The sequence below is a fragment of the Actinomycetospora corticicola genome (assembly GCF_013409505.1).
Lineage (GTDB): Bacteria > Actinomycetota > Actinomycetes > Mycobacteriales > Pseudonocardiaceae > Actinomycetospora > Actinomycetospora corticicola.
In genome coordinates, this window is record NZ_JACCBN010000001.1 from 2,653,134 (window position 1) to 2,677,245 (window position 24,112).

Genomic DNA, 24,112 nt, shown 5'->3' on the forward strand with positions numbered 1-24,112 from the left:
ACCGCGCCACGCTCATGTCCTCGACGGCGGGTCATCGGGTCTCCTCACGACGACGGGCCACGACGTGCAGCCGGTCGCGGGTCAGGGCGGTGCCGAGCTCGGCGTCGGCGTGCCAGGGCTCGTCGGTGCGGGGGCCGGGGGTGTCGAAGAGGGCGAGCACGTCGAACCCGGCACGGTCGAGCAGGTCGGTGAGCTCGCGCGGGAACAGGAGCCGCCACGCGGTGTGCTCCGTGTGCCCGCCACCGGGCCAGGTCCAGGTCCTCCGGCGCCGGAGCAGTTGGGCGGCGTGGTCGACGTGGAGCAGGGTCCGGGCGGTGTACTCGACACCGTCGAACCGGCGGACCCGCTCGGTCTCGCCGGCGAGCAGCTCGACGTGCGCGTCCGCGGTGAGCAGGAACGCGCCGTTGCGCATCTCGGCGACGAGCAGGCCGCCGGGCACGAGGTGCGCGGCGATCCGGCGCAGCGCGGCGAGCAGGTCGGCGGTGTCGTGCAGGGCCAGGAGCGTGGAGTCGAGGCAGGTCACGACGTCGACGGTTCGACCGAGGTCGAGCGTGCGCAGGTCGGCCTCGGCCGCGTCGACCGCCGGGTGGTGGCGGCGGACGTGCTCGACCATCGCGGGCGCCAGGTCGACCGCGGACGCCCCCCATCCACGTGCGGCGAGGGCCGCGGCGTCACGTCCGGTCCCGCACCCGGCGTCGAGCAGCCGGTGCCCGGGGGCGCCGAAGCGGGCGGCGACGTCCGCGACGAAGCCCGCGGCCCGGGCGTCGGGGTCGGGGAACCACGCCTCGTAGAGCTCGGGGCGGTCGAGCAGGAGCGTGGTCACGCGCGGACCTCCTGGGGCAGCCGGTGGGCGAGCAGACGGGCGGCGAGGGCGGACCCGAGACCGAAGGCGGCGCAGACGAGGCACGGCAGCCACGCCGTCGGCGAGCCGGACGCGTCGACGGCCCACCCGATGAGCGCGTTCGCGGCCGCCGCGGTGGTGCCGGAGGCCAGGTAGAAGACCCCGAAGCAGGTGCCGGACAGCCCGGGCCGGGTGAACGAGCCGATCAGCGCGTTGACGAACGGCTGGGCGATCATCAGACCGACCGAGAACACCGCGGCGGCCAGCAGCACGGGGACGAGCCCGACGAGGCCGGGGGCGACGAGTGGTGCGAGCAGGGCCGGCAGCAGGAACGCGAGGCCCATGACGGCGAGCCCGGCCGCGATGGTCGCCGCCCGCGGGGCCGCGTCGAGCCGGCGGGTGAGCCGGACCTGCAGGCCGAGGTTGAGCAGCGTGACCACCGCGAAGATCACCGCGACCGGGCTCGCCGAGCCGGTGAGGTGCGCGGCCTGAAGGGGCAGCAGCAGGTAGAGCTGGTTCTGCAGCGCGAACATGCCGACCATCGCGAGCGTGAAGGCGAGGAACGGCCGGCAGCCGAGGACCTCGCGCCAGTCGCCGCCGACCGTCGTCCCGCTCGGCTCGATGCGGCGCACCGGCAGCACCGCGAGCTGCCAGAGCGTCAGCAGCGCGAACAGGACCGCGGCGACGATCGCGGAGAGCCGGAACCCGACCAGCAGCAGGACACCGCCCAGCAGCGGCCCGAGCAGGGCGCCGGTGTTCGCGAAGACGTTGAACAGGGCGAACGCCTCGGCCGTGCGCTCCCCTGCCTCCTGCGACAGGTAGGCCCGCACCGCCGGGTTGAACAGCGCGCCCGCGAGCCCGGAGAGGATCGCGGCGGCGAACAGGATCGGTACCGACTCGCCGAGCGCGAACAGCCCGAACCCGACCGTCCGCAGCGCGCAGCCGGCGATGATCACGCCGCGGGCGCCGAGCCGGTCGGCGGCCGACCCGCCCACGAGGAACAGCCCCTGCTGGGACAGGTTCCGCACCCCGAGGACCACGCCGACCAGCGCCGCGGACAGGCCGAGCTCGCCGCCCAGGTAGCCGGAGAGGTAGGGCACGAGCAGGTAGAAGCCGGTGTTCACCCCGAGCTGGTTGAGCAGCAGGACCTGCACGGCGCGCGGCAAGCTGCGCACCGAGCGGAGGGTGGCGATCACCGGCTGCCCCCCGATGTCAGCCGTGGCCCACCACTGACGTCCGGCGTCCACCGTGTGCCACCGCTGACACCGGCCGGCCGCACCCCCAGCCCCACCGGCTCGGCCGGCGCGAGCCGACCGTCCCGGCCGCCGAGCCCGGTCCACGGGTCGTCGGCGAGCAGCAGGTGACCGTCGAGGTCGACCCAGCGGGCGAGCCCGGCGAGGGCGGCCGCCGGGGCGATCCCGAGCGAGCTCGCGGCGAGGCACCCGAGCATCACGTCGCGGCCCTCGGCGTGGGCCCGCGCGATCATCGCGCGCGCGGCCCGGGCGCCGCCGCACTCGGCGAGCTTCACGTTGACCGCGACCCCGGGCGGGAGTGCGTCGACGTCCGCGACCGTCGCGGCGTCCTCGTCGGCGATCACGGGCATCGGGACGCGGTCGGCGACCCACCCCAGGTCGTCGGGCCGTCCGGGCGGGGTCGGCTGCTCGACGGCCTCCACGAGGAGTCCGGCGAGGCCCTCCAGGAGGTCGACGGCGAGCACGCGGTCCCACCCGCCGTTCGGATCGACGAGCAGCCGGGCCCCCGGCGCGGCGGCGCGCACGGCGGCGACCCGGGCGAGGTCGTCGCCGGGGTCCGGGGAGCCCGCCTTGACCTTGAGCAGACCGAAGCCCTGCCCGACGAGCAGATCGGTGCGGGCCAGCGCCGTCTCGGCGTCGACGAGGCCGATCGTCGCCGCGGTCGTCACCCCGGCCCACGTGGGGGCGTCCAGGAGCGCGCGCGCCGGGAGTCCGTCCCGACGACCGGTGTGGTCCAGCGCGGCGGCGTCGAGCGCGTCGACGACGCCGGTCGGGACCCCCTCGGCGAGCAGGCCCGGCAGGCCTACGACCAGCTCCTCGACCGAGCCGAAGCGACCGTGCACCGCGTCCAGCGCCGTCGTGATCCGCTCCGCGTCGAGGGCGCGCCGCACGCTGGTGACGACCTCGCCGGAGCCGCACGACCCGTCCTCGTGCAGGGTGACGACGACCGCCTCCCGCGCGGTGGTGACCGACCGCGAGATGCGGAACGGCTCGGCGAGGCGCAGCACCACGGTCTCGTGCGTGAGCCTCATGCCGTGGCCTCGAGCTGGCGGGCCGCCGCGGGGACGACGACGTGGCGGCAGCGCGCCCAGCCGCCGACGACCTCCACGGCCTCGGGGTGCGGGATCTCGACCGGCAGCCGCGTCGGTGGGCCGGGCAGGTGCTCGGCGCACCAGGTGTCGTCGAAGATCGTGTGCAGATACCGGTGCGGGCCGTCGGGGAAGACGGTCGCGACGACGGCGCCCGGCTCGCGACGCGCGACCCAGTCGGCGACGCGGGCGACCGCGCCGGTGCTCCATCCGCCGGTGACGAACGTGGTGCCGGCGAGCCGACGGCACGAGTCGACCGCCTCGGCGGGGCCGACCCAGTGGACCTCGTCGAACAGGTCGTGGTCCACGTTGCGCGGGTGGATGCTGCTGCCGAGTCCGCGCATCAGGCGCGGCCGGGCGGGCTGGCCGAAGATCGTGGAGCCGACCGTGTCGACCCCGAGCACCCGCAGGTCCGGGTGCCGCTCGCGCAGCCGTCGACCGATCCCGGCGCTGTGCCCGCCCGTGCCGACGCTGCACACGAGCACGTCGGGCGGGTCGGGGAGCTGACGGTCGAGCTCGTCGGCGAGGGCGACGTAGCCGGCAGGGTTGTCGGGGTTGTCGTACTGGTCGGGCCACCAGGCGTCCGGGAGCGTCGCGACGACCTGGTGGACGCGGTCGAGCCGCGCCCGCTGCCACCCGCCGTCGGGATGGGGCCGGGCGACCACCTCGAGCCGGGTGCCGTGCGCGGTGAGCAGCGCCCGCATCGACGGTTCGATGTCGGCGTCCACCACGAGGACGACGTCGTGGCCGAGCGCGCGGGCGGCGTAGAGCAGGCCGATCCCGAGCGTGCCGCTGGTCGACTCGACGATCGTGCCGCCGGGCCGCAGGTCTCCGCGGGCCCGGGCGCCGCGCACCATCGACAGCGCCGCGCGGACCTTCATCCCGCCGGCGCCGTGGCTCTCCAGCTTGGCCCAGTAGCCGCGGGTGCCGGTGCCGATCCGCAATACCGGGGTGGGGGTGAGCAGGTCGAGCAGGGCGGGTGCGCTCACGCCGACCACCCCCGGTAGGCGTGCAGCCGGGTCGGGCCGCCGTCGAGCCAGAAGAACGGGTACGGCTCGGCGGACAGCGCGGTGACCGACCCGTCCGCGACGAGCGCCCGGAACACGGCCGCGCCGGTCTGGGCGAACACCACGAGCGGGCGTCCGCCGGCCGTCGCCGCCAGGTCGTCGAACCCGCCGTCGGGAAGGGTCATGCCGGTGACGAGCGCGGCGTCCCAGTCGTCGCCGTGGTCCGTGCGGATCGGCTCGCCCCACTCGGTGGTGCCGCCGAGGCGGTCGCACGGGACCGGCTCGCACCCGCGCTCGCGCAGGGCCACGAGCAGGGAGTTCACCACCCCGACGACGAGCACGCGGCCCCACCGCAGCGGCACCAGGTCGGCCACGGCCGCGGCCCGGGCGGTCGACTTCGCGACGGAGCTCCCCGACGGCAGGTCGACGGCGCTGCTGCCGTCGTGGTCGCCGAGGGCCCGGTGGTCGGCGAGGTGGGCGTCGAGGACGGCGGTGCGGACGGCCGGGTCGGGGTCGTGCAGGAGGTCGGCGACGGTGCCGCCGACGACCCGGTCGAGCACCGCGTCCCCGGACTCCCCCGCGAGGGCGCCGGGGTCGACCGCGCACGAGCCGACGGCCGCGCCGACCCGCACCGAGAGCACCTCGTTGCGGTAGCCGCGGCGGCGGCCGTCGTGGCGCACGCCCTGGCGGGTGACGAAGGCGGTCGAGACGCGGGCGTCGCCGGAGTCGGGGGCGGCGGCGGTGACGCGCTCGAGGGCGGTCGTCGCGGGGGCGCTCACACCGACACCGGGGCCGCGTACTCGAGGACGACCTCGTCGAGCAGCCGGACCGCGTCGGCCCCGGCGTCGGGGTCGGAGGAGACGGTCATGACGTGGCCGAGGTAGTGGTTGTTGCTCCGGCCGTCGCCGGTCCGCCGACCCGCCGTCGGGAGCTCCGCCTCGACGACGCCGTCGCGGGCGTCGAGGCCGTCGGTGCCGTGCACCGCGACCAGCTCGCCCTCCCGCTCGGGCACCAGGAACCGCACGGCGGCGCTGGCCGTGCCGGTCGTGACCGGGGCGAGGTCGGGGGTGATCCCGAGCGCGACCTCGGCGTGGGCCCGGGCGAGGTCGACCCCGGTCACGCGGCGGACCAGCTCGGTGATGCGGTTGCCGGCCGGGCGGGGGTTGACCTCGACGAGCTTCGGACCGTCGGCGGTCAGCTTGATCTCGGTGTGCGCCACGGTGTGGTCGAGGCCGAGCCCGTCGACGGCGGCCCGTGCCAGGTCCGCGGCCTCCGCCGCCGTCGCCGGGTCGAGCGCAGCCGGGAACTGGTGGCCGACCTCCACGAACCACGGGGCGCCGGTCAGGGCTTTGTCGGTGACCCCGACGACGGTGGTGGTCCCGCCGGCGGTCACGGTCTCGACGCTCACCTCGGGCCCGACGAGCAGTTCCTCGCACAGCAGCTGCGGGGCCCGCTGCTGCCCACGGGCGTTCACCGGGAAGGCCGCGGCGGCGTCGAACGCGGCGACCAGGGCGGCCTCGTCGTCGACGCGCCGGACGAACATGCCGGCGCACAGGTCGACGGGCTTGACCACGAGCGGGAACCCGACGCTGCGCGCGGCGCCGAGGAGTTCCGCCCGGTTCCGGGCGATCGCGAAGCGCGGGCCGGGCAGGTGCGCGAGCGTCCGCCGGGTCTCGTCCTTGCGACACGCGGCGCGCATCGCGGCCGGCGGGGCGCCGGGCAGGCCGAGGCGTTCCGCGACGAGGGCGACGGTCTCCAGGTAGTAGTCGCACGACGAGAGCACGCCCTCGAACCCCAGCTGCGGCTGCAGGGCCGCGAGCTCCTCGACGAGCCGGGCCGGGTCGTTGGTGTCGAGGGTCAGGACGTGGTCCGCGGTGAGCAGCGGGTGGGTCGACCCGGCCGGAGCGCTGCGCAGGTAGTGGTGCAGGTCCCGGGTGACGAACGTGAAGCGGTGGCCCGCCTCCCGGATCGCCCGGGGCAGCAACCGGCTCATCGCCCCGACCCAACTCTCGATCACGATCAGGTGACCCACGTGTAGCTCCCCGTTCCTATGTCACTGTCCGCTATGGTCAGAGAACGGTAATCATTTCCAATAGATCGGCAAGGGGTCGGGGGTCTCGCTCACAGATGCAGGTCGGACGATGGATCGCGTTGGTGGTGGGCGGGCTGCTGGTCGCCGGGTGCTCGGTCGGGACGACACCGTCGTCACCGTCCGTCGCGTGGGGTCCCTGTCCGCCCGACGTCGTGGAGGCCGGGCCGCGGGGCGACCAGGTGCGCTGCGGGGTGCTGCGCGTCCCGCGCGACCACGCCCGCCCCGACACCGGGACGCTGGACGTGGCGGTGTCGGTCCTGCCCGCGACCGGCGTGCGCCGCGGGGCGCTCGTGGTGAACCCGGGCGGGCCGGGTTCTCCGGGGTCGGACTACGGCGTGGAGAAGGCCGCGAAGATGCCGGACGAGGTCACCGCCGCCTACGACGTCGTCGGGTTCGACCCGCGGGGCACCGGGCGCAGCGGCGCGGTCGACTGCGACGCCGCCGGGGGTCTGTTCTACCATCCCGCGCCGGATCCCGTCGTGCTCGGGCCGTCGGGGGTGGTGGCGCGGGGGTCGGCGCTGGCGGCCTCCTGTGCGTCGGCGCTGGGTCCGGCGCGCTCCGACCTCGGGACCGCCGCCACCGCGCGCGATCTCGACCTGCTGCGCGCGGCGCTCGGCGAGGAGCGGCTCTCCTTCCTCGGCGTCTCCTACGGCACCTGGCTGGGCGCGTCGTACGCGACGCTCTTCCCGGATCGGGTCGGCCGGATGGTGCTGGACTCTGCGGTGGGACCGGAGGACTGGACCGCGTTCGGCCTCGAGCAGGCACGGGCGATGCTGGTGGCGCGGGACGCGCTGTTCGGGGTCACGGCGGTCCGGTGGGGTGTCGGGGCACCCGCGGTGGCGGAGGTCTATGCGCAGGCCCGGGCCGCGTTGCCCGTCGGCACGCTGGGCCCGGCCGAGTTCGACGCCGTCGTCTACCGGACGCTGTCGCGCGTGGAGCGGTGGGCGCCGTTCGCGGATGCCCTGGCGGCTCTGGGACGCGGCGATCCGGGTCCGCTCGAGGAACTGGGCGTTCCCGACGACGGGGCCGAGCGGTCCCGGCAGGCCGCGAACCGGGCGACGGTCTGCGCGGACTCGCCACGGCCGCCGTCGACGCGGCTCGAGGCCGACGTCGCCGACCTGCAGCGCGCGTGGCCGCCCCCGGTACTGACCGGCCTGGAGACCCTGCCGTGCCCGTGGTGGTCGCCGCCGCGCGAGCCGGTGCGGTTCGGGGCGTCGGCCACGGTGCTGTTCACGCAGGCCGGGCTCGACCCCACCACCCCGCTCGCCGGCGCCCGCCGCATGCAGGCCCGGTTCCCCGGCTCGCCGATGGTGCTCGACCCCGACGCCCGCTCGCACGGGCTGTTCGCCTCCCAGCGCAACGGGTGCGTCGACTCCGCCGTGGCCCGGTTCCTCGTCGACGGGTCGCTGCCGCCGGAGACCGTGTGCTGAGCCGAGCCGGATCGCGTTGCGCGACGCACACGGCCGGCGCTGGTCGCGCTCCCGGCATCGCGGCGTTGCGCCACGCACACGGCCGGCGCTGGTCGCGCTCCCGGAATCAGGGCGTTGCGCCACGCACGACCCCGCGGACGCGGCCCGCACTCGCCGTGTGCGCGCCGCAACGCGCCCACGCACCTGGTGCGACGGTCCCTCGCCGTGTGCGTGACGCAACGCCGGGCGGCCGATCACCGCGCCAGCGCCACCGTCACCATCCGGCCCCGCTGCTTCTCGACGACGAGCTCTCCCGCTCCCCCGAGTTCGCGCGCGGCCAGGATCGCGGCCGCCTCGGCGACGGAGCCGGTCCCGGTGAGTCGACGGACCACCGCCGAGGGGTTCGGCACCACCACGGCGTCGAGCTCCGTGACCGTGTACGCGAGGAGCTTCCGCGCCCCCACGATCGCGGCGATCGCCGGCTCGTCGAGGCGCCGGTCCACCGTGGCGACCGCGTCGTACTCCAGGTCGTCGACCGCCTCGGCCAGGTAGGCCACCGGCGTCCCCGGCTCGACCCCGACGCCGAGCACGTTCACGGCGGGCCGACCAGGCCGGCCACGAACCGGCGTACCGCCTCCGGACGTCCCGCCGGGTGGGTGTGCAGGTAGGAGGCGTGCACGTTGCCCTGCACGAACCCCTCGGTGCCCCCGTCCCACTCCCATGCGGCCGTCGTCCCGGCCCGCGGGGTGGTCGCCGTGCGGTGGAACTCGTGGCCGGTCACGACGTCCCCGCGGGCGGCGACCGGCGAGTCGGCCACCGCCGTCGCGGTCCGGTAGCCCAGGGTCAGCCGCGGGGCCATGGCCGCCTCGGCGTCGAGCACCCCGCACATCGGGGCCCCGTCGAGCGACCGCCCGAGGTAGAGCAGACCGCCGCACTCGGCGTGGACCGCACCACCCGCCGTCGCGAAGGCGTGGATCGCGGAGCGGAGCGCGACGTTGGCCGAGAGCTCCTCGAGGTGCTCCTCCGGGAACCCGCCGGGCAGCACGAGCCCGGCCGTGCGCTCGGGCAGCGCCTCGTCGCGCAGCGGGTCCACGACCACGACCTCGCCCCCGGCCGCGTGCAGCAGCTCCGCGTGCTCCGGGTAGCCGAAGGTGAAGGCCGGGCCGCCCGCGACGGCGACGACACGGCGGGCGCGGCGGTCGGTCGGACCGACCTCGAGCACCGGGTCCCAGGGCTCGACCGGGGTCGGCGGCGCGCTGCGGGCCAGGCGTTCGACGGCGTCGAGGTCGACGTGCGCGGCGACCAGCGCGGTCATGGCGTCGACGGCGGCGCGGGCGTCGGCCCCGTGCTCGGCCGCCGTGATCAACCCGAGGTGACGGGACGGCACGGCGAGCTCGGCGCGGCGCGGGACGACCCCGAGCACCGGTACCCCGACCTCCGCGCACGCCGCCCGTAGCGCGTCCGCGTGCCGCTCGGTGCCGACCCGGTTGAGGATCACGCCGGCCGGCGCCGCCCGGGGATCGAAGGCGCGGAACCCGTGCAGCAGCGCGGCGACCGACCGGTGCTGCCCGCGCGCGTCGACGACGAGGATCACCGGCGCCTCGAGCACCCGCGCGACGTGCGCGGTGGACCCGTCGTCGGGAGCGCTCCCCAGCCGCCCGTCGAACAGCCCCATCACGCCCTCGACCACGGCCAACGCCGCGCCCGCCGCCCCGTGCGCCACGAGCGGGGCGAGGCGGTCGGCCCCGCAGAGCACCGGGTCGAGGTTGCGGCCCGGGCGCCCCGAGGCGAGGGCGTGGTAGCCGGGGTCGACGTAGTCCGGGCCGATCTTGAACGGCGCCGGCACCGAGCCGCGGTCGGCGAGCGCGCCCAGCAGCCCCGTCGTGATCGTCGTCTTCCCGCTTCCCGACGATGGGGCCGCGATCACCACGCGCGGGGGCAGGCCGGCGCTCACGACGGGCCCGCGCCGGGAGTGCGGCACAGTGCACCACCGCTGACGCACTCCGCCGCACTCGCGGCGTGCCGGCTCACCACTCGATGCCCTTCTGACCCTTCTGCCCGGCGTCCATCGGGTGCTTGATCTTGGTCATCTCGGTGACGAGGTCGGCCGCCTCGACCAGGGCGGGCGGCGCGTCGCGACCGGTGATGACGACGTGCTGGAACCCCGGCCGGTCGTTCATCACCGCGACCACCTCGTCGACGTCGATCCAGCCCCACTTCAGCGGGTAGGTGAACTCGTCGAGGACGTAGAAGTCGTGCGCGCCGCCCTCGAGCCGGCGCCGGATCTCCGCCCAGCCCTCGCGGGCGGCCTCGGCGTGGTCCTCGTCGGAGCCCGGCTTGCGGCTCCACGACCAGCCCTCACCCATCTTGTGCCACTCCACCGGCCCGCCCTGACCGGTCTGCTCGTGCAGCTCGCCGAGGGCCTTCAGCGCCGTCTCCTCGCCGACCCGCCACTTGGCCGACTTCACGAACTGGAACACCGCGACCGAGTTGCCCGCCGTCCACTGCCGCAGCGCGAGGCCGAACGCCGCCGTCGACTTGCCCTTGTTCACGCCGGTGTGCACCACGAGCAGCGGGCGGCGGCGCCGCTGGCGGGTGGTGAGCCCGTCGTCGGGAACGGTGGTGGGGACGCCCTGGGGCATGGTTCTCCTTCGCAGGCGACGGGTCAGGCGCCGACGGCGGTCCGGGCCACCGCCGCGACGTTCTCGCCGGTCAGTTCGTCGAGGGTCACGATCGCACCGGCGGCCGCACCGGCGATCCGGCCGGCGAGCCCGAGACGGACGTGCCCGGCCTCGCAGTCCACGACCACGGTGCTCATCGCCGCTCCCCCGCGCCCCGGGCCGGCCTCGCGGGCCAGGCCGCGGGCGGCGTCGAGCGCGGCGTCGAGCGGCTTCGGGCCGCCGCCGGTCGCGCGACCGTCGGTGAGCAGGACGAGCAGGCCGCGGCGCCGCGGGTCGCGCACCCGCTCCGCCCGCAGCACCCGGCGCGCGGCGCGGAGTCCCTCGGCGAGCGGCGTCCGCCCCCCGGTGTGCAGGTCGGCGAGCCGGGCGTGGGCGGTGTGCACGCTCGACGTCGGCGGGAGGGCGACGCTCGCGCCGCTGCCGCGGAAGGTCACCACCCCGACCTTGTCCCGCCGTTGGTAGGCGTCCCGCAGCAGCGCGTCGACCGCGCCCGTCACCGCCGACATCCGTTTTCGCGCGGCCATCGAGCCGGACACGTCGACGCAGAACAGCACGAGGTTGCCCTCGCGGCCCTCCCGGTGCGCGTGTCGGAGGTCGTCCGGTTCCGGCCGACCGCGTCGTCCCCCGCGGACACTGGCGATCACGGTTGCCGGGAGGTGCGGGGCGGGGCCGGACTCCGGGGCCTCGGCGACCGCCCGGACCGTCCGCCCACGTCGTCCGCGGGCCCGCGACCGGCGCCCGGGGACGCCCTCGCCGACGCCGCGCACCTCGAAGCGCCGGCTCTTCAGCCGGACCTGCTGCGGGGCCCCCACCGGTGACAGCGGAGCGTCGTCGCCGTCGTCCCGCGGCAGGGAATCCGCACCGTCACTCCCGCTGCCCGTTCCCGACGGCGGGGCGGGTCGGCCCGGCGGGGACGGTGCGCCCTCCGGACCGGGTCCGTCGGACCCGGGTCCCCCGCTCTCGGGCCCCCCGGCCTCGGACGCCCCGGCCTCGGGAGGCGCTGCCGATCCGGCGTCGGGACCGGACCCGTCGTCGGGACCGTCCTCCGGATCGCCGTCGGGGCCACCGGGTCCGCCGGGCCCGTCGTCGTCGGGACCGTCGTCCTGGTCGTCCTCGAGGTCCTGCAGCGCCTGCTCCGCGACCTCGAGCGCCTTCTCCAGCTCCTCGTCGGAGAGGTGCGGCTCGTCGAAGGGGTCGCGGCGGCGCCGGTGCGGCAGGGCGAGGCGGGCGGCAGCGCGCACGTCGTCGACGTCGACCGCGTCGACCCCGCGCCAGGCCGCGTGGGCGACGGCCGTCCGGGCCACGACGACGTCCGCGCGCATCCCGTCGACCTCGACGAACGCGCACACCGCGGAGATGCGGACCAGCTCGCGGTCGGTCAGGGCGACCGATCCCAGCCGGGCGCGGGCGTCGTCGATCTGCGCGCGCAGGGCGTCCTCGTCGGCGGCGAAGCGCGTGGCGAAGGCGGCCGGGTCGGCGTCGTGGGCGAGGCGGCGGCGCACCACCTCGGTGCGCTCGGCGACGACGCGCGAGGCCTCGACGCGGACGGTGAGCCCGAAGCGGTCGAGCAGCTGCGGGCGGAGCTCGCCCTCCTCCGGGTTCATGGTGCCGACCAGCAGGAAGCGGGCCGGGTGCGTGAACGAGACCCCGTCGCGCTCGACGTGGGAGCGCCCGGAGGCGGCGGCGTCGAGCAGGAGGTCGACGAGGTGGTCGTGCAGGAGGTTGACCTCGTCGACGTAGAGCACGCCGCGGTGCGCGAGGGCCAGCAGGCCGGGCTGCACCGAGCCGCGGCCGTGGGCGAGGACCTCCTGCAGGTCCAGCGAGCCGATCAGGCGGTCCTCGGACGCCCCGACCGGCAGCTCCACGAGCCGGGCCGGCCGGCGCTCGACGGGGGCGTCGGCCGGGAAGGGCCCGTCGGGGCTCTCCTCGCCGGCGTCGACGTCCACCCCGAACCGGTCGCCGGCCCGCACCGCGACGTCGGGCAGCAGGGTCGCGAGGGCCCGCACGATCGTCGACTTCGCGGTGCCCTTCTCCCCGCGCACCAGCACGCCGCCGATACCCGGGTCGACCGCGGAGAGCAGGAGCGCGAGCCGCAGGTCCGGGTGGCCGACGACGGCCGAGAAGGGGAACGCCACGGGACGCGACCCTATCCCGCGGACGGAGACCACATCTCAGCAACCGCTGAGATGTGTGCCTCCGCTACGCCGCCACCCCGTTGCCCGCGCGCTTGTCGGCCTGGAAGCCCTCCTCGTCCATCCCGCGACGCCAGTAGCCCGAGATGGAGAGCAGCTCCTTCGGCACGGCCCGCTCGTCGCGCAGGAGCCCGCGCAGCGCCTTCATCGAGCTCGTCTCGCCGTGCACGAACGCCTGCACCCGACCCGCCGGCCAGTCCACGGCCCGCACGACGTCGACCAGCGTCTCACCGGCCTCGCGGTGCACCCAGCGGACCTCCAGGTCACCGGAACACGTCAGCGGGAGCTCGTCGGCCGGCCCGTCGACCTCCACGAACGCCAGCACCGGCGTCCCCGCCGGCACCCGCTCGCACGCCGCCGCGATCGCCGGCAGCGCGGCCTCGTCACCGATCAGCACGTGCGCGTCCACGTCGGCCGCCGGTGCGTACGCCCCGCCCGGTCCGAGCAGGATCAGCTCGTCGCCCGGCTGCGCCGCGAGCGCCCACGGACCCGCCACCCCGGTGTCGCCGTGCACCACGAAGTCGATCGTCATCTCGCCCGCGGCGTGGTCGAGCGCGCGCACCGTGTAGGTCCGCGAGATCGGCCACTCCTCGCGCGGGCGCTCGGCCCGCACCGCCCCGACGTCGAGCGGCTCGTCGTAGACCACGCCCGGCCGCCGGAAGGCGAGCTTCACGTACCGGTCGGTGAACCCGTTGTCCTCGATGCCCGCGAGCCCCGGTCCGCCGAGCACGACCCGCCGCAGATGCGGGGTCAACTGCTCGCTGCGCAGTACCTCGAGCCGATGCCCCGGTCCGCCCTTCGCCATGCTCCACACCCCTCGTCGTGTCAGGTAAGGCTCACCTTACTTCCTGACGTCGGGCGTGGTCACTCCCCTCGCTCGGCCGCCAGGGCCCGCGGGTGGACGAGCAACCGGTCGACCCCGGCGCGGCAGGCGGCGAGGAAGGCCCCCGCCCGGGCGGGGGCGGCCGGGTCGGCGGGGTCGGCCACCGGTCGCGGCGTGCGCGGGGCGCCCACGACCACCGGCACCCACGGCGGGAGCGTCGCGAGCAGGGAGGTCACCTCCCCCATGTCCACGGCGAGTTCGTCCGCGGGCACCCGGACGTACCCGAGCGCGTCCCCGGCCTCGACGATCAGCTCGGCCACCTCCTCGGGGTCGGCGACCGACGGCCGGACGTCGAACACGATCCCCGCGCGGGTCCCGGCGACGGCGGCGAGGGCCTCCCGCACCGGAACGCCGTCGGCCGGCACGAGGACGGGACGGACCCGGAACGACGCGGCCTGCGCGGTGAGCCCCGCGAGGGCGTCCCCGGTGTCGACCCCCTCCGTCGCCCGGACCGTGACGAACTGCGCCCCGAGCCGGGCCCCGAGGTCGAGCGTGCGGCGTCGCGGGTCGTCCGTCGCGTCCGTGGTCGGCTCGCCGAGGTCGATCCGCCCGACGTCGAGCGTGGTCACCCGGCTGACCAGAAGGACGTCCACGAGCGCCGCGAGCAGGGGCGTGCCCGCGCCGTGCCCCCAGGCGCGCTCGGCGTCGGGCTCGGCGGCCACGTGCAGTCCGACCGCGTCGAGCCCGCCCGCGCGGGCGGCCAGCACGCACGCGACGGGGTCGCGAGGGTCGAGGACCGAGTGGTGCACGGCGACGCGGTTCACGATCGCCATGATGTACTAGCCGGTGAGTCCACTGCGAGGAGGGCCATCCATGACCGCGGAGTCCCAGCCCCGGCAGCGCGACGCCGAACGCACCCGGGCGGAGATCCTCGACGTCGCCACCGCCGAGTTCGCCGAACGGGGCCTCGCGGGCGCCCGCGTGGACGAGATCGCGGCCCGGACCCGCACCACCAAGCGGATGCTCTACTACTACTTCGGCAGCAAGCAGGGGCTCTACCTCGCCGTGCTGGAGCGCGCCTACCTGGGCATCCGCTCGCTGGAGAGCCATCTCGAGGTCGACGAGCTCGCCCCCACGGCCGCGGTCCGCGCCGTCTGTGACCTCACCTTCGACCACCACGAGGCGAACCCCGAGTTCATCCGCCTCGTGAGCATCGAGAACATCCACCACGCCGAGCACCTGCGCGCCTCCCCCATCCGCGAGGGCCTCTCCGGCGCCACGCTCGCGGTGCTCGACCGGATCCTCGCGCGGGGTCGCGACGCCGGGCTCTTCCGCGACGACGTCGACGCGCTCGACATCCACCTGCTGATCAGCTCGTTCTGCATCTTCCGCACGGCCAACCGGCACACCGTCGCGGCCATCTTCGACCGCGACATGCTCGACCCCGCGATGCGCGACCACTACCGGCGGATGCTCTCCGACCTGGTCGTCGAGTACCTCACCGCGCACGTCGGGAGACCCTGAGCACATCGAGGTCCGTGGTCGGGCCCACACAGACCCTTGACAGCGCCGCTCCCGGGAACTCACTATCTGGTACGTAACCAGACGGTACATAAGCGCCACCCCGAGGAGCCCGACGATGTCCTCCGCCCCCGCCGCGCCCGCCGGCGCGCAGCCCGCCCGGGCGGCACTCGCCGCCTGGATCGGCAGCGCCCTCGAGTACTACGACTTCTTCATCTACGGCACGGCGGCGGCGCTCGTGTTCAGCAAGGTGTTCTTCCCGTCGTCGAGCCCGACGGCCGGCACGCTGCTCGCGCTCGCCACCTTCGGCGTCGGCTACATCGCGCGGCCGCTCGGCGCGGTGGTGCTCGGCCACGTCGGCGACCGGGTCGGCCGCCGGCGCGTCCTCATCCTCACCCTGGTCCTCATGGGCACCGCGACCTTCGCGATCGGCTGCCTGCCCGACTACGCCACCGCCGGTGCGCTCGGCCCGATCCTGCTGGTGGTCTGCCGCCTGCTGCAGGGCTTCTCGGCCGGTGGCGAGCAGGCCGGCGCGAACTCCATGACCCTGGAGCACGCCCCCGACGACCGGCGCGCCTTCTTCTCCAGCTTCACCCTCGGCGGCACCCAGGCCGGCATGATCATCGCGACCTTCGTGTTCCTCCCGGTCGCCGCCCTGCCGCAGGAGCAGCTGCTCAGCTGGGGGTGGCGGGTGCCGTTCTGGCTGTCGGTCGTCGTCGTGGTGGCGGGCATCGTCATCCGCCGCACCCTCGCCGAGACCCCGGTCTTCGAGGAGCAGAAGGCCTCCGGCCGTACCGAGGGCCTGCCGATCGTCGTCCTGCTGCGCGACCACTGGGCCGCCGTGCTCCGCGTCGTCCTCGGCGCCCTGGTCTCCTCGGTCAGCACGTTGGTCAGCGTCTGGGGCCTCTCCTACGCCACGAGCACGCAGGGCCTCGACAAGACCGCGATGCTCTGGGTCTCGATCGCCGCGAACGCCGTCGCCCTCGCCGCGATCCCGCTCTTCGCCCGCTACGCCGACCGCGTCGGCCGCAAGCCGGTGTTCGTCTTCGGCTGCGTGGCCAGCGCCGTCGTCCTGGCCTTCTACCTCTGGTCGATCTCGACGGCGAGCTACGCGCTGATCTTCGTCTTCGGCGTCCTGCTCTCCGGGGTCGTCTACAGCGCCGCCAACGGCGTGTGGCCCGCCTTCTACGGCGAGATGTTCCCAGCCCGCGTGCGGCTGACCGGCATGGCCGTCGGCACCCAGATCGGCTTCGCCGTCGGCGGGTTCGTCCCGACGATCGCCGAGTCGCTGGTCGGCAAGGGCGCCGGCGGGTGGGTCCCGGTCGCGATCCTCGGCGCCGTCCTCTGCGGGCTCGCCGCGGTCGCCGCCCTCACCGCCCGCGAGACCGCCCACGTCCCGACCGCCGACCTCGACCGCGTCGCCGACCGCGGCACCCCGGTCGTCCCGGCCGCAGTCTGACGCTCCTCCTTCCCGACGGCGGGTCCGGTCACCTCGACCGGGCCCGCCGTTCGTCGTGCGTCGCCGAGGTGCACGTCCGGCATGCGCGCGAGCCCCGGAAGCTGGGTCGGGACGAATCGGCCTACCCGCCACCGAGATGCACACCAGACATCCCGCGAGGCCCGAGAACCTGCCCCACGTGCACCTCGCGCCGGCAGAGGCCCCCGGACCACCCGCCCCGGAGACGCCAGGTCGACGGACGCCGTGAGCGACCTAGCGTCGGGCGCGCCGGTGGGCCGCCATGCGGACGGGCGCGTCCGCGGCGCCGAACCCGGCGTAGTCGTCGACGCGCTGCACGGCCTCGAGGAACACCCGGCCCCCGAGCACGGGGGTCACGACGTGGCGGTACTGCGCCCCGGTCGGGTCGACGTCCACGAGGACCCGGTGCTCGGCGAGCACGTCGGCGTCCGCCACCCCCCGCGCGGCGAGGTCGGCGTAGTAGTTCGGCCCGACGTCGAGCAGGTCGAGCCCGGCGTCCAGCGCGGCCCGGGACGCGGCGAGCACGTCGGGCACCGCGAACGCCACGCTCTGCGGGGCGGGCACGCCCGGCGCCCACCCGCCGCGGCGGACGAGCGACGACGACAGCACCACCCGCACCGGGTCGGCCCCGGAGGAGGCGAACAGCCGCCCCCGGACCAGGCCGAACGGCGCGACGATGTCGGTGGGCTCCCCCACCGGCGCGAGCCCGACCACGGTGCGCAGGAACAGCTCCGCCTCGGCGACGAGGTCGAACGGCGGGCTCAACGCCACGTGGTCGACCCCCTCGACGCCGGTCCCGGGACGGGCGCCGGTGGGCCGGAAGTCGCCCGGCCAGAAGTCGTCGCGGCCCGGGTCGGGGCGCTCGGGGCAGCAGAACAGCAGCGTGCCGTCGGGCGCGGCGACCGCGCGCAGCTCCGCCTCGTCCCCGGCGTGGGGCAGCGGGACCCGGGGTGCGAGCAGCTCCACCCCACGGCGCGCGAGCGCCTCCGGGTCGGGCGTCCGCACGGCGAGCGCGGCGACGGCGGCCGGCACCGACCCGGCGTCCGGAAGAGCGTCCCGGACGACGACACGCGCGCCGCCCGCCTCCCACAGCGAGACCGCCTTCGAGCGGTGCTCGCCCGTGCGGGCGAAGCCGAACGCCGCGAGCGCGTCGGTCACCTCGGCGGACGTGCCCGGGTCGACGGCGAGCTCGACGAAGGCCGTCCCGTCCACCACGGGCCCGGCGGAACCGGCGAGCGACTCCTCGAGGCCGAGGAGCGAACGGCGGGCGTCGACGGCGGCGGGACCCGGGTCGGCCTGGCGGAAGACGTCGTTGAACACCTCGAGCGACCAGGGGCCGTCGTAGCCGGCGGCGTCGAGGTGGCCGACGAGGGCGGTGAGGTCGAAGTCGCCCTGGCCGGGGAAGAGGCGGTGGTGGCGGCTCCAGGGCAGGACGTCCATGTCCAGGCGCGGGGCGTCGGCGAGCTGGCAGAAGAACAGCTTGTCGGCCGGGACGGAGCGCAGCCCGGACGGATCGCCGCCGCGCGCGTAGAGGTGGAAGGAGTCGACGCAGAGGCCGAGCGCGGGGTGGTCGGCGAGCGACACGATCCGCCACGAGTGGTCCCACGTGTTCACGTGCCGACCCCAGGCCAGGGCCTCGTAGGCGATCCGCAGCCCGCGGTCCGCGGCGCGCGCGGCGACCTCGGCGAGCTGCTCGGCGGCCAGGTCGTCGTCGTCGATCGCCCTGGGGTCGACCGAGGAACAGATCAGCGCCGTCGACGTCCCGAGCCGTTCCATGACGTCGAAGGCGTGCTCGACCCGCCGCAGCGACGCTGCGAACGCGTCGGGCGGGAGCGCCTCGACGTCCCGGATCGGCTGGTAGAGGTCGATCACGAGGCCGAGGTCGGCGCAGCGACGGGCGATGTCCTCGGGGGGTTCGGGCGAGCCGAGCAGGTCGGGTACGAAGATCTCGACACCGTCGAACCCCGCGGCGGCCGCCGCGGCGAGCTTGTCCTCGAGCAGCCCCGACAGACAGGCGGTGGCGATGCCGTGGCGCCGACCCGCCACCTCACGCCCCCGCGGCGACGAGAGCGGCGAAGTGGGCGAGCATCCGGTCGGCGTCCGGCTCCAGGCCGGTGAAGTGCCGGAAGGCGTCGACGGCCTGGAAGACCGCCATGCCCCCGCCGTCGAGGACCCGCAGGCCGCGGGCCCGGGCCGCCGTGACCAGCGCGGTCGCGAGCGGGCGGTAGACGACGTCGGCCACCCACATCCCGTGGTGCAGCGCGTCGGCCGCCACCGGCGAGCCCGGGTGGGCCGCCATGCCGGTGGGCGTGGCGTGCACCAGACCGTCGACGCCGGCCAGCGTCGCCTCGACGTCGGCGATCCCGACGACGGAGGTGCTCGCCGCACCGCTGTCGCGGACGGCGCCGGCGAGGGCCTCGGCCCGGGTCCGGTCGGCGTCGGCGACGAGGAGTTCGCCGACCCCGACGTCGGTCAGCGCGTGCGCGACGGCCGCCCCGGCGCCGCCGGCGCCGAGCAGCAGCACCCGCCCGACCGGCACGCCGGGGAGGCCGCGCCGGAAGGAGCGGGCGAAGCCGGAGCGGTCGGTGTTGTGGCCGACGGCGCCGTCCGGCCCGAACACCACGGTGTTGACCGCGCCGAGCGCCGCGGCGGCGGGGTCGATCCGGTCGAGGTGGGCGAGCACGGTCTGCTTGGCCGGGTGGGTGACGTTGAGCCCGGAGAAGCCGGTGAGGCGCGCCGCGTCGAGCACCCGCCCGACGTCGTGGGCGCCCAGGCCGAGCACGTCGAGGTCGAGGCGGCGGTAGAGGTAGCGCAGGCCCTGGGCGTCGCCCTCGCGCTCGTGCAGCGCGGGCGTGAGCGACGGGCCGATGCCGGTGCCCACCAACCCGACGAGGTGGCTCAGGGCCACCGGGGTGCGGGGGTCGGTCAGCGTCAGGGTCACCGGTGCCTCCATGTACGAACTGGTGAGTTCAGAGTAGGCACCGACCGGAGGACCGTCAAACGACGAAGGGCGGACCGGCCTGCCCGCCGATCCGCCCCTCGTGTCCCCCGTACCGGTCTGCCCTCCGACCCGGGATGCCCTGCCCCCTACGACGCGATCTGCTTCTCGATCAGCGCCGAGTTCGCCCCGACCCGCGTGTAGTAGCCGGGCTTGCCCGCGCGGGCACAGCCGTCGCCGAAGCTGGTGATCCCGATGAGCTTGCCGCCGGCCACCAGGGGCCCGCCGGAGTCGCCCTGGCAGGTGTCCACGCCGCCGGTGTCGAAGCCCGCGCAGGTGAGCAGCGTCGGGTCGAAGGACGACGCGGACGACTTGCAGTAGGAGTCCTCGCGGATCGGGACCGTCGCCCCCAACAGGTAGCGCGAGGCCGTGCCGTTCTCCGAGGTGGCCCCCCAGCCGTAGATGCGGGCGGCGGTGCCGGGCCCGTAGAGGGCGGTGTCGGACGCGGTCGCCAGCGGCAGGGTGGCGTTGGGGACCGACTCACCGAGCGTCAGCACCGAGACGTCGAGCCCGCTGCCGACCGCGGTGAACGAGGGGCTGACCCACGTCTTCGTCACGGCCACCGAGCGGCCGGCCTTGGAGCTCTTGTCGTCCCGCCCGACGACCGCGAAGATCTTCCGGTCGGGCGCCGAGGCGGTGCAGTGCGCCGCCGTGACCACCTTGGTCGGCGCGACGAGCGTGCCGCCGCAGAACTGGAAGCCCGAGGCGTCGGTCAGGTAGACCACCCACGGCTCGTCGGCCGTGCTCGTGCGCTCGCCCCCGACGATGCGCGCCTGCGCGACGCCGTCACTCCCGGCGCCGCCCGGGTCGTCGCCCGTGCCACCCGTGGTCACCGCCGAGCTCCGACCCCCGAAGCCGACCAGGCTCACCGCCACCACCGCGAGCACCACCACCGCCGTCGAGGCGACCAGGGTCGCCCGCCGCACCAGCACCCCCGGTGCCGTCGCCGGATTCCGGGTCACCTCGGCACGGTGCCGTCCGTGCGATCGCTCCCGCATCCCGCCTCCGCTCACGTACTGCAGTTCCGCCGGCCCCTCGCGGGGCCCGTCCGGCGTACCGCCCACCGTCCGTCGGAGCAGAGATGACCAGAGACCGGCGGTCGTGAACAAGTCGGCGAGCGGGAGTTCGCCCCGCTGAGCGACGACGAACGGTCGATTTCGGACGGTAAACGACACCGCTGGGTGAGGAAGCCGCGATGAGCGGTCCGAGACGACCGCTCACCGGGCGCCGTCTCGACGATTACAGAGCGTTGTCGAGACGGAGGAGACAGTGCCGACCGTCCGACGGGACGAGCCCGGACCGGCAGGGCTCAATACAGTGGGGCGCGTGCCCCACCACGACCTCGTGATCATCGGCTCGGGATCGGGCAACTCGATCCTCGACCCCCGCTTCGACGACCTGGACGTCGCCATCGTCGAGCACGGCGTGTTCGGTGGGACGTGCCTCAACGTCGGGTGCATCCCGACGAAGATGTACGTCTACGCCTCGGACGTCGCCGAGACGATCCGGCGGGCCGGCACCTACGGCGTCGACGCGAGCATCGACAAGGTCCGGTGGCGCGACATCGTCGACCGCGTCTTCGGGCGGATCGACCCGATCTCGGCAGGCGGACTGCGCTACCGCGACCAGGAGTGCTCCAACATCACCGTGTACCAGGGGCACGCGGTGTTCACCGGTGAGCGGGAGCTGTCGATCACCCCGACCGCGGGGGGCGACGGCGAGACCGTCACCGCCGACCGCGTCGTCATCGCGGCCGGCTCGCGCCCGACGGTGCCGCCGGTGATCGCCGACTCCGGCGTGCCGTTCCACACCTCGGACGACGTCATGCGTCTCCCGGAACTCCCCCGCCGGCTCACGATCGTCGGCGGCGGCTACATCGCCTGCGAGTTCGCGCACGTGTTCTCCGCGCTGGGCACCGAGGTCACGATCGTCACCCGTGGCCCGGCCCTGCTCCGCGAGCAGGACGAGCTGGTCTCCGAGCGCTTCACCCGCCTCGCGCAGGAGCGCTGGAACGTCCACCTGAACGCCGAGCCGACCGCCGCCGAGCAGCGCGCCGACGGCACCATCGTCCTCACCTGCCCCGAGGGCTCGACGATCGAGGGCGACGCCCTCCTCGTGGCCACCGGCCGGAAGCCCAACGGCGACCGGCTCGACGTCGAGAAGACCGGCCTGCAGCTGACCACCGACGGCCGGGTCGAGGTCGACGAGTACCAGCGCACGCCGGTCGAGGGCGTCTATGCGCTCGGGGACGTCAGCTCGCCCTTCCAGCTCAAGCACGTCGCCAACCACGAGGCGAAGGTGGTGCAGCACAACCTGCTGCACCCCGACTCCCCACGCGCCACCAGCCACCGGTTCGTGCCCTCGGCCGTGTTCACCGACCCGCAGGTGGCCTCCGTCGGCGCCCGGGAGCAGGACCTGCGCGAGGCGGGAACCGCGTACGTCTCCAAGGTCCAGGCCTACGGCGACGTCGCCTTCGGCTGGGCGATGGAGGACTCCACGGGCTTCGCCAAGGTGCTCGCCGCACCGTCCGGCGAGCTCCTCGGCGCGCATCTCATGGGGCCACAGGCGTCCTCGTTGATCCAGGTACTCGTGCAGGCCATGGTGTTCGGCCAGACCGCACAGGAGATCGCCACCGGGCAGTACTGGATCCACCCGGCACTGCCCGAACTGATCGAGAACGTACTGCTGGGGCTCCCACTGTCGTCGTGACGGTGTCCAGGGAGGCCCAGAACCGCCGGAGCACCTGGGCCGTCCGCACGGGGTAGCGGGCGGGCCACCAGTGCCCCACGCCCTCGAGGACCGCGACCTGCGCCCCGGCGCGGGCCGCGGCCTCCCGGCGTTGCGCGAGGGTCCCGACGACGGGGTCTCCCGTGGCGAGGACGGCCAGGCCCGGGCGCGCGGCGGCCCGCTCGAGACGCCGGCCGGCGCGCGCCATGGCGGGCTGGGCCGCCGCCCGGTACAGCGCGAGGATCGCGTGCGCCATCGACGGGTCGTACCCGTCGATCACCCGCTCGGCGACCGCGAGCGGCATCCCCCGCCCGGCCAGGCGCGCCGCCCAGGCGTCCCGGTCCGCGAGGCCCGCGAGCTGCCGCTCCCCCGCGCCCGGCGTCTGCCACGTCACCGCGAGCTCGTGCCAGGCGTAGTCCGGGTGGAACACCCCCACCGCGTCGCTGACCCAGCTGCGCAGCAGGTCCGGGCGGTCCATCGCCACCCGTACGACGTGGGCGCCGCCCCAGTCGTGCCCGACGAGGTCGACCGGCCCGTCGAGGCACTCCAGCTCCCCGACCAGCCAGTCGCGGTAGCCGTCGGGCGAGACGTCGAACCCGCCGGGCAGGGGCGCCCCGAACCCGGGCGGGGACAGGAGCCGGACGTCGTCGCGGCCGAGCTCGACGAGCAGCCCCTCCCAGACCGCCGCCGTCATGGGGTTGCCGTGCACGAACACCGTCGTCGTCATGTCCTCGTCCCTCACTTACTTGTCAGTCGACACGCAAGTTAGCACGATATGCTCCCGGCATGGAACGGCGCACCCAGCAGGAACGGCGGGAGACGACCGAGCGGGCTCTCCTGACCGCGACCGCGGACCTCGTCGTGGAGTCCGGGCTGCGGTCGGTGACGCTCGCCGAGGTCGGACGCCGGGCGGGCTACAGCCGCGGGATCGTCACCCACCACTACGGGTCGAAGCAGGCGCTCGTCGAGGCCCTCGTGAAGGCCTCCCAGGCCGGCTTCGTCCCGGGGGTCGACGAGGTCGAGCCGGGCCTCGAGCGCGTCCTCGTCCTGGTGGAGGGCTACCTCGGGGCGGTCGGCGGGATCGGCTCGCTCTCCCGCGCGTTCCTCGTGCTCTGGGCCGAGTCGGTGGCCGACCCGGACCTCGGCCCGGTGTTCCGGGAGCGCGACGCGCTGTTCCGGGCCGACATCGTCGGCGACCTGGAGGCCGGCCGGGACGCCGGGGACGTGCGCGGGGACGTCGAGCCCGCGGTCGTGGCGGCGATCGTGGTGGCCGAGCTGCGCGGCCTCGCCCTGCAGTACCTCGTGGCGCCGGACTCGATCGATCCCGTGGCGGCCGGCCGGGCGCTGCGCGCGCACTGGCAGGCCGCCCTCGGCGTCTAGCCCTGCGCGTGGGAGGCGGCGGTGTGCTCGCGCAGCGTGTGCAGGGCCTCGATCCGCGTCGCCTTCAGCACGTCCGGCGGGTCGCCCGGGAACTGCTTGACCCAGGCGTCGGTGCGGCCGTGGTCGCTCACCGCGAACCAGACCGTGCCGGGCGGCTGGTCGTCCTGCGGGTCGGGTCCGCCGGCGCCGCTCACGGCGACCACGACGTCCGCCCCGAACATCTCGGCGGCGTTCTCGGCCATGGCCCGCACCGCCGGCTCGGCCACGACGGGGCCGTCGGGCACCTTGAGTACGCCGTGCTTGGTCGTGCGGTCGTAGGCCACGACGCCGCCGCGGAACCACTCGCTCGATCCCGACGCGGCCGCGAGGTCGCTGGAGACCAGTCCCCCGGTCAACGACTCCACCACCGCGATCCGGCGTCCGTCCCGGCTCGCACCTTCCGAGATCTCCTGAGCGAGCTGTTCGGGCTCCTCGTTGACGGGCTCGTCCACCGACTACCTCCCGGTCCACGTCCTCGATGACGACCGCGGCGGATGACCGCAGGGACCCGCCGTCGAAACCGCGAGGGTGGCGGTTGCGCGCCACGCGCTCGGGGACAGCTGGATCCTCGGCGGTGTGACCTG

21 protein-coding genes and 1 pseudogene are annotated in these 24,112 nt (G+C 75.3%); 5 read left to right on the forward strand and 17 right to left on the reverse strand.

The genetic code is table 11. The features are described from left to right. Positions 1-31 precede the first annotated feature (31 nt). From BJ983_RS12745 to BJ983_RS12770, 6 genes are read right to left on the reverse strand one after another with little or no spacing between them, the layout of a single operon-like run. Positions 32-823: a class I SAM-dependent methyltransferase gene (locus BJ983_RS12745; protein ID WP_343054091.1), complete on the reverse strand. Its 792-nt coding sequence runs from the start codon at positions 821-823 to the stop codon at positions 32-34. Further along, positions 820-2,016: an MFS transporter gene (locus BJ983_RS12750; protein WP_343054093.1), complete on the reverse strand. Its 1,197-nt coding sequence runs from the start codon at positions 2,014-2,016 to the stop codon at positions 820-822. The genes BJ983_RS12745 and BJ983_RS12750 overlap by 4 nt, the downstream gene beginning before the upstream one ends. Before the next feature lie 17 nt (positions 2,017-2,033). After that, positions 2,034-3,125, reverse strand: coding sequence for an enolase C-terminal domain-like protein (locus tag BJ983_RS12755; protein WP_179794123.1), 1,092 nt, complete (start codon positions 3,123-3,125; stop codon positions 2,034-2,036). Next, the gene (locus BJ983_RS12760; RefSeq protein WP_343054094.1) at positions 3,122-4,171 is read right to left on the reverse strand and encodes a PLP-dependent cysteine synthase family protein; all 1,050 of its coding nucleotides are present in this window, start codon (positions 4,169-4,171) and stop codon (positions 3,122-3,124) included. The genes BJ983_RS12755 and BJ983_RS12760 overlap by 4 nt, the downstream gene beginning before the upstream one ends. Further along, complete coding sequence (locus BJ983_RS12765) at positions 4,168-4,968, reverse strand: hypothetical protein (RefSeq protein ID WP_179794124.1); 801 nt, start codon at positions 4,966-4,968, stop codon at positions 4,168-4,170. Before BJ983_RS12765 ends, BJ983_RS12760 begins: the two co-directional genes overlap by 4 nt. After that, the gene (locus BJ983_RS12770; RefSeq protein ID WP_179794125.1) at positions 4,965-6,221 is read right to left on the reverse strand and encodes an ATP-grasp domain-containing protein; all 1,257 of its coding nucleotides are present in this window, start codon (positions 6,219-6,221) and stop codon (positions 4,965-4,967) included. The genes BJ983_RS12765 and BJ983_RS12770 overlap by 4 nt, the downstream gene beginning before the upstream one ends. A 95-nt stretch (positions 6,222-6,316) precedes the next feature. On the opposite strand from BJ983_RS12770, the gene BJ983_RS12775 reads away from it, so the two are divergent. After that, positions 6,317-7,711, forward strand: a complete 1,395-nt coding sequence (locus BJ983_RS12775; protein ID WP_179794126.1) for an alpha/beta fold hydrolase — start codon at positions 6,317-6,319, stop codon at positions 7,709-7,711. A 233-nt stretch (positions 7,712-7,944) separates the two neighbouring features. Here BJ983_RS12775 and BJ983_RS12780 read toward each other — a convergent pair whose 3' ends face one another. From BJ983_RS12780 to BJ983_RS12805, 6 genes are all read right to left on the reverse strand, one after another. Continuing rightward, on the reverse strand, positions 7,945-8,286 hold the full coding sequence (locus BJ983_RS12780) for a cobalamin biosynthesis protein (RefSeq protein WP_179794127.1): 342 nt from the start codon (positions 8,284-8,286) through the stop codon (positions 7,945-7,947). Further along, the gene (locus BJ983_RS12785) at positions 8,283-9,644 is read right to left on the reverse strand and encodes a cobyrinic acid a,c-diamide synthase CobB (protein ID WP_343054095.1); all 1,362 of its coding nucleotides are present in this window, start codon (positions 9,642-9,644) and stop codon (positions 8,283-8,285) included. The genes BJ983_RS12780 and BJ983_RS12785 overlap by 4 nt, the downstream gene beginning before the upstream one ends. Positions 9,645-9,717: 73 nt before the next feature. Continuing rightward, complete coding sequence (gene cobO / locus BJ983_RS12790) at positions 9,718-10,332, reverse strand: cob(I)yrinic acid a,c-diamide adenosyltransferase (RefSeq protein ID WP_179794128.1); 615 nt, start codon at positions 10,330-10,332, stop codon at positions 9,718-9,720. A 23-nt stretch (positions 10,333-10,355) separates the two neighbouring features. Next, positions 10,356-12,506, reverse strand: a complete 2,151-nt coding sequence (locus BJ983_RS12795; RefSeq protein ID WP_179794129.1) for a VWA domain-containing protein — start codon at positions 12,504-12,506, stop codon at positions 10,356-10,358. Positions 12,507-12,570: 64 nt separating this feature from the next. Next, positions 12,571-13,368 (reverse strand): siderophore-interacting protein, encoded by a 798-nt coding sequence (locus BJ983_RS12800; RefSeq protein ID WP_179794130.1) that lies wholly within the window; start codon positions 13,366-13,368, stop codon positions 12,571-12,573. A gap of 59 nt (positions 13,369-13,427) precedes the next feature. Beyond that, positions 13,428-14,210, reverse strand: a complete 783-nt coding sequence (locus BJ983_RS12805; RefSeq protein ID WP_179794131.1) for a hypothetical protein — start codon at positions 14,208-14,210, stop codon at positions 13,428-13,430. A gap of 49 nt (positions 14,211-14,259) precedes the next feature. On the opposite strand from BJ983_RS12805, the gene BJ983_RS12810 reads away from it, so the two are divergent. Together BJ983_RS12810 and BJ983_RS12815 are read left to right on the forward strand one after the other, a co-directional pair. After that, positions 14,260-14,910: a TetR/AcrR family transcriptional regulator gene (locus tag BJ983_RS12810; RefSeq protein WP_179794132.1), complete on the forward strand. Its 651-nt coding sequence runs from the start codon at positions 14,260-14,262 to the stop codon at positions 14,908-14,910. Positions 14,911-15,025: 115 nt separating this feature from the next. Continuing rightward, positions 15,026-16,366: an MFS transporter gene (locus BJ983_RS12815; RefSeq protein ID WP_179794133.1), complete on the forward strand. Its 1,341-nt coding sequence runs from the start codon at positions 15,026-15,028 to the stop codon at positions 16,364-16,366. Positions 16,367-16,618: 252 nt separating this feature from the next. On the opposite strand, the gene BJ983_RS12820 is transcribed toward BJ983_RS12815, so the two are convergent. The 3 genes from BJ983_RS12820 to BJ983_RS12830 all read right to left on the reverse strand — a co-directional run bounded on the left by BJ983_RS12820 (position 16,619) and on the right by BJ983_RS12830 (position 20,344). Then, positions 16,619-18,430: a TIM barrel protein gene (locus BJ983_RS12820; RefSeq protein WP_179794134.1), complete on the reverse strand. Its 1,812-nt coding sequence runs from the start codon at positions 18,428-18,430 to the stop codon at positions 16,619-16,621. A gap of 1 nt (position 18,431) precedes the next feature. Continuing rightward, complete coding sequence (locus BJ983_RS12825; protein WP_343054098.1) at positions 18,432-19,325, reverse strand: shikimate dehydrogenase; 894 nt, start codon at positions 19,323-19,325, stop codon at positions 18,432-18,434. 146 nt (positions 19,326-19,471) lie between these two features. Continuing rightward, on the reverse strand, positions 19,472-20,344 hold the full coding sequence (locus tag BJ983_RS12830; RefSeq protein WP_343054100.1) for a S1 family peptidase: 873 nt from the start codon (positions 20,342-20,344) through the stop codon (positions 19,472-19,474). Positions 20,345-20,708: 364 nt separating this feature from the next. Here BJ983_RS12830 and BJ983_RS12835 point away from each other — a divergent pair, with 364 nt between their 5' ends. Continuing rightward, a complete protein-coding gene (locus BJ983_RS12835) occupies positions 20,709-22,091 on the forward strand; it encodes a mycothione reductase (protein WP_179794137.1) in 1,383 nt (460 codons plus the stop codon). A 46-nt stretch (positions 22,092-22,137) separates the two neighbouring features. Here the strand turns inward: BJ983_RS12835 and BJ983_RS12840 are convergent. Continuing rightward, positions 22,138-22,836: pseudogene (locus BJ983_RS12840) on the reverse strand (alpha/beta fold hydrolase); the annotation flags it as partial. A 59-nt stretch (positions 22,837-22,895) separates the two neighbouring features. Here BJ983_RS12840 and BJ983_RS12845 point away from each other — a divergent pair. Beyond that, positions 22,896-23,489, forward strand: a complete 594-nt coding sequence (locus BJ983_RS12845; RefSeq protein ID WP_179794138.1) for a TetR/AcrR family transcriptional regulator — start codon at positions 22,896-22,898, stop codon at positions 23,487-23,489. On the opposite strand, the gene BJ983_RS12850 is transcribed toward BJ983_RS12845, so the two are convergent. Beyond that, positions 23,486-23,980 carry a nicotinamide-nucleotide amidohydrolase family protein gene (locus tag BJ983_RS12850; RefSeq protein WP_179794139.1) on the reverse strand — a complete coding sequence of 165 codons (495 nt, stop codon included), beginning with the start codon at positions 23,978-23,980 and terminating at the stop codon, positions 23,486-23,488. The genes BJ983_RS12845 and BJ983_RS12850 overlap by 4 nt on opposite strands. Positions 23,981-24,112: the final 132 nt, after the last annotated feature.

What these genes read in the sequence shown, in the direction of transcription:
- BJ983_RS12815 (WP_179794133.1), top strand. Translation starts at nt 15,026, where the DNA reads ATGTCCTCCGCCCCCGCCGCGCCCGCCGGCGCGCAGCCCGCCCGGGCG.
- BJ983_RS12755 (WP_179794123.1), bottom strand. Translation starts at nt 3,125, where the DNA reads ATGAGGCTCACGCACGAGACCGTGGTGCTGCGCCTCGCCGAGCCGTTC.
- BJ983_RS12775 (WP_179794126.1), top strand. Translation starts at nt 6,317, where the DNA reads ATGCAGGTCGGACGATGGATCGCGTTGGTGGTGGGCGGGCTGCTGGTC.
- BJ983_RS12800 (WP_179794130.1), bottom strand. Translation starts at nt 13,368, where the DNA reads ATGGCGAAGGGCGGACCGGGGCATCGGCTCGAGGTACTGCGCAGCGAG.
- BJ983_RS12845 (WP_179794138.1), top strand. Translation starts at nt 22,896, where the DNA reads ATGGAACGGCGCACCCAGCAGGAACGGCGGGAGACGACCGAGCGGGCT.
- BJ983_RS12810 (WP_179794132.1), top strand. Translation starts at nt 14,260, where the DNA reads ATGACCGCGGAGTCCCAGCCCCGGCAGCGCGACGCCGAACGCACCCGG.
- cobO (WP_179794128.1), bottom strand. Translation starts at nt 10,332, where the DNA reads ATGCCCCAGGGCGTCCCCACCACCGTTCCCGACGACGGGCTCACCACC.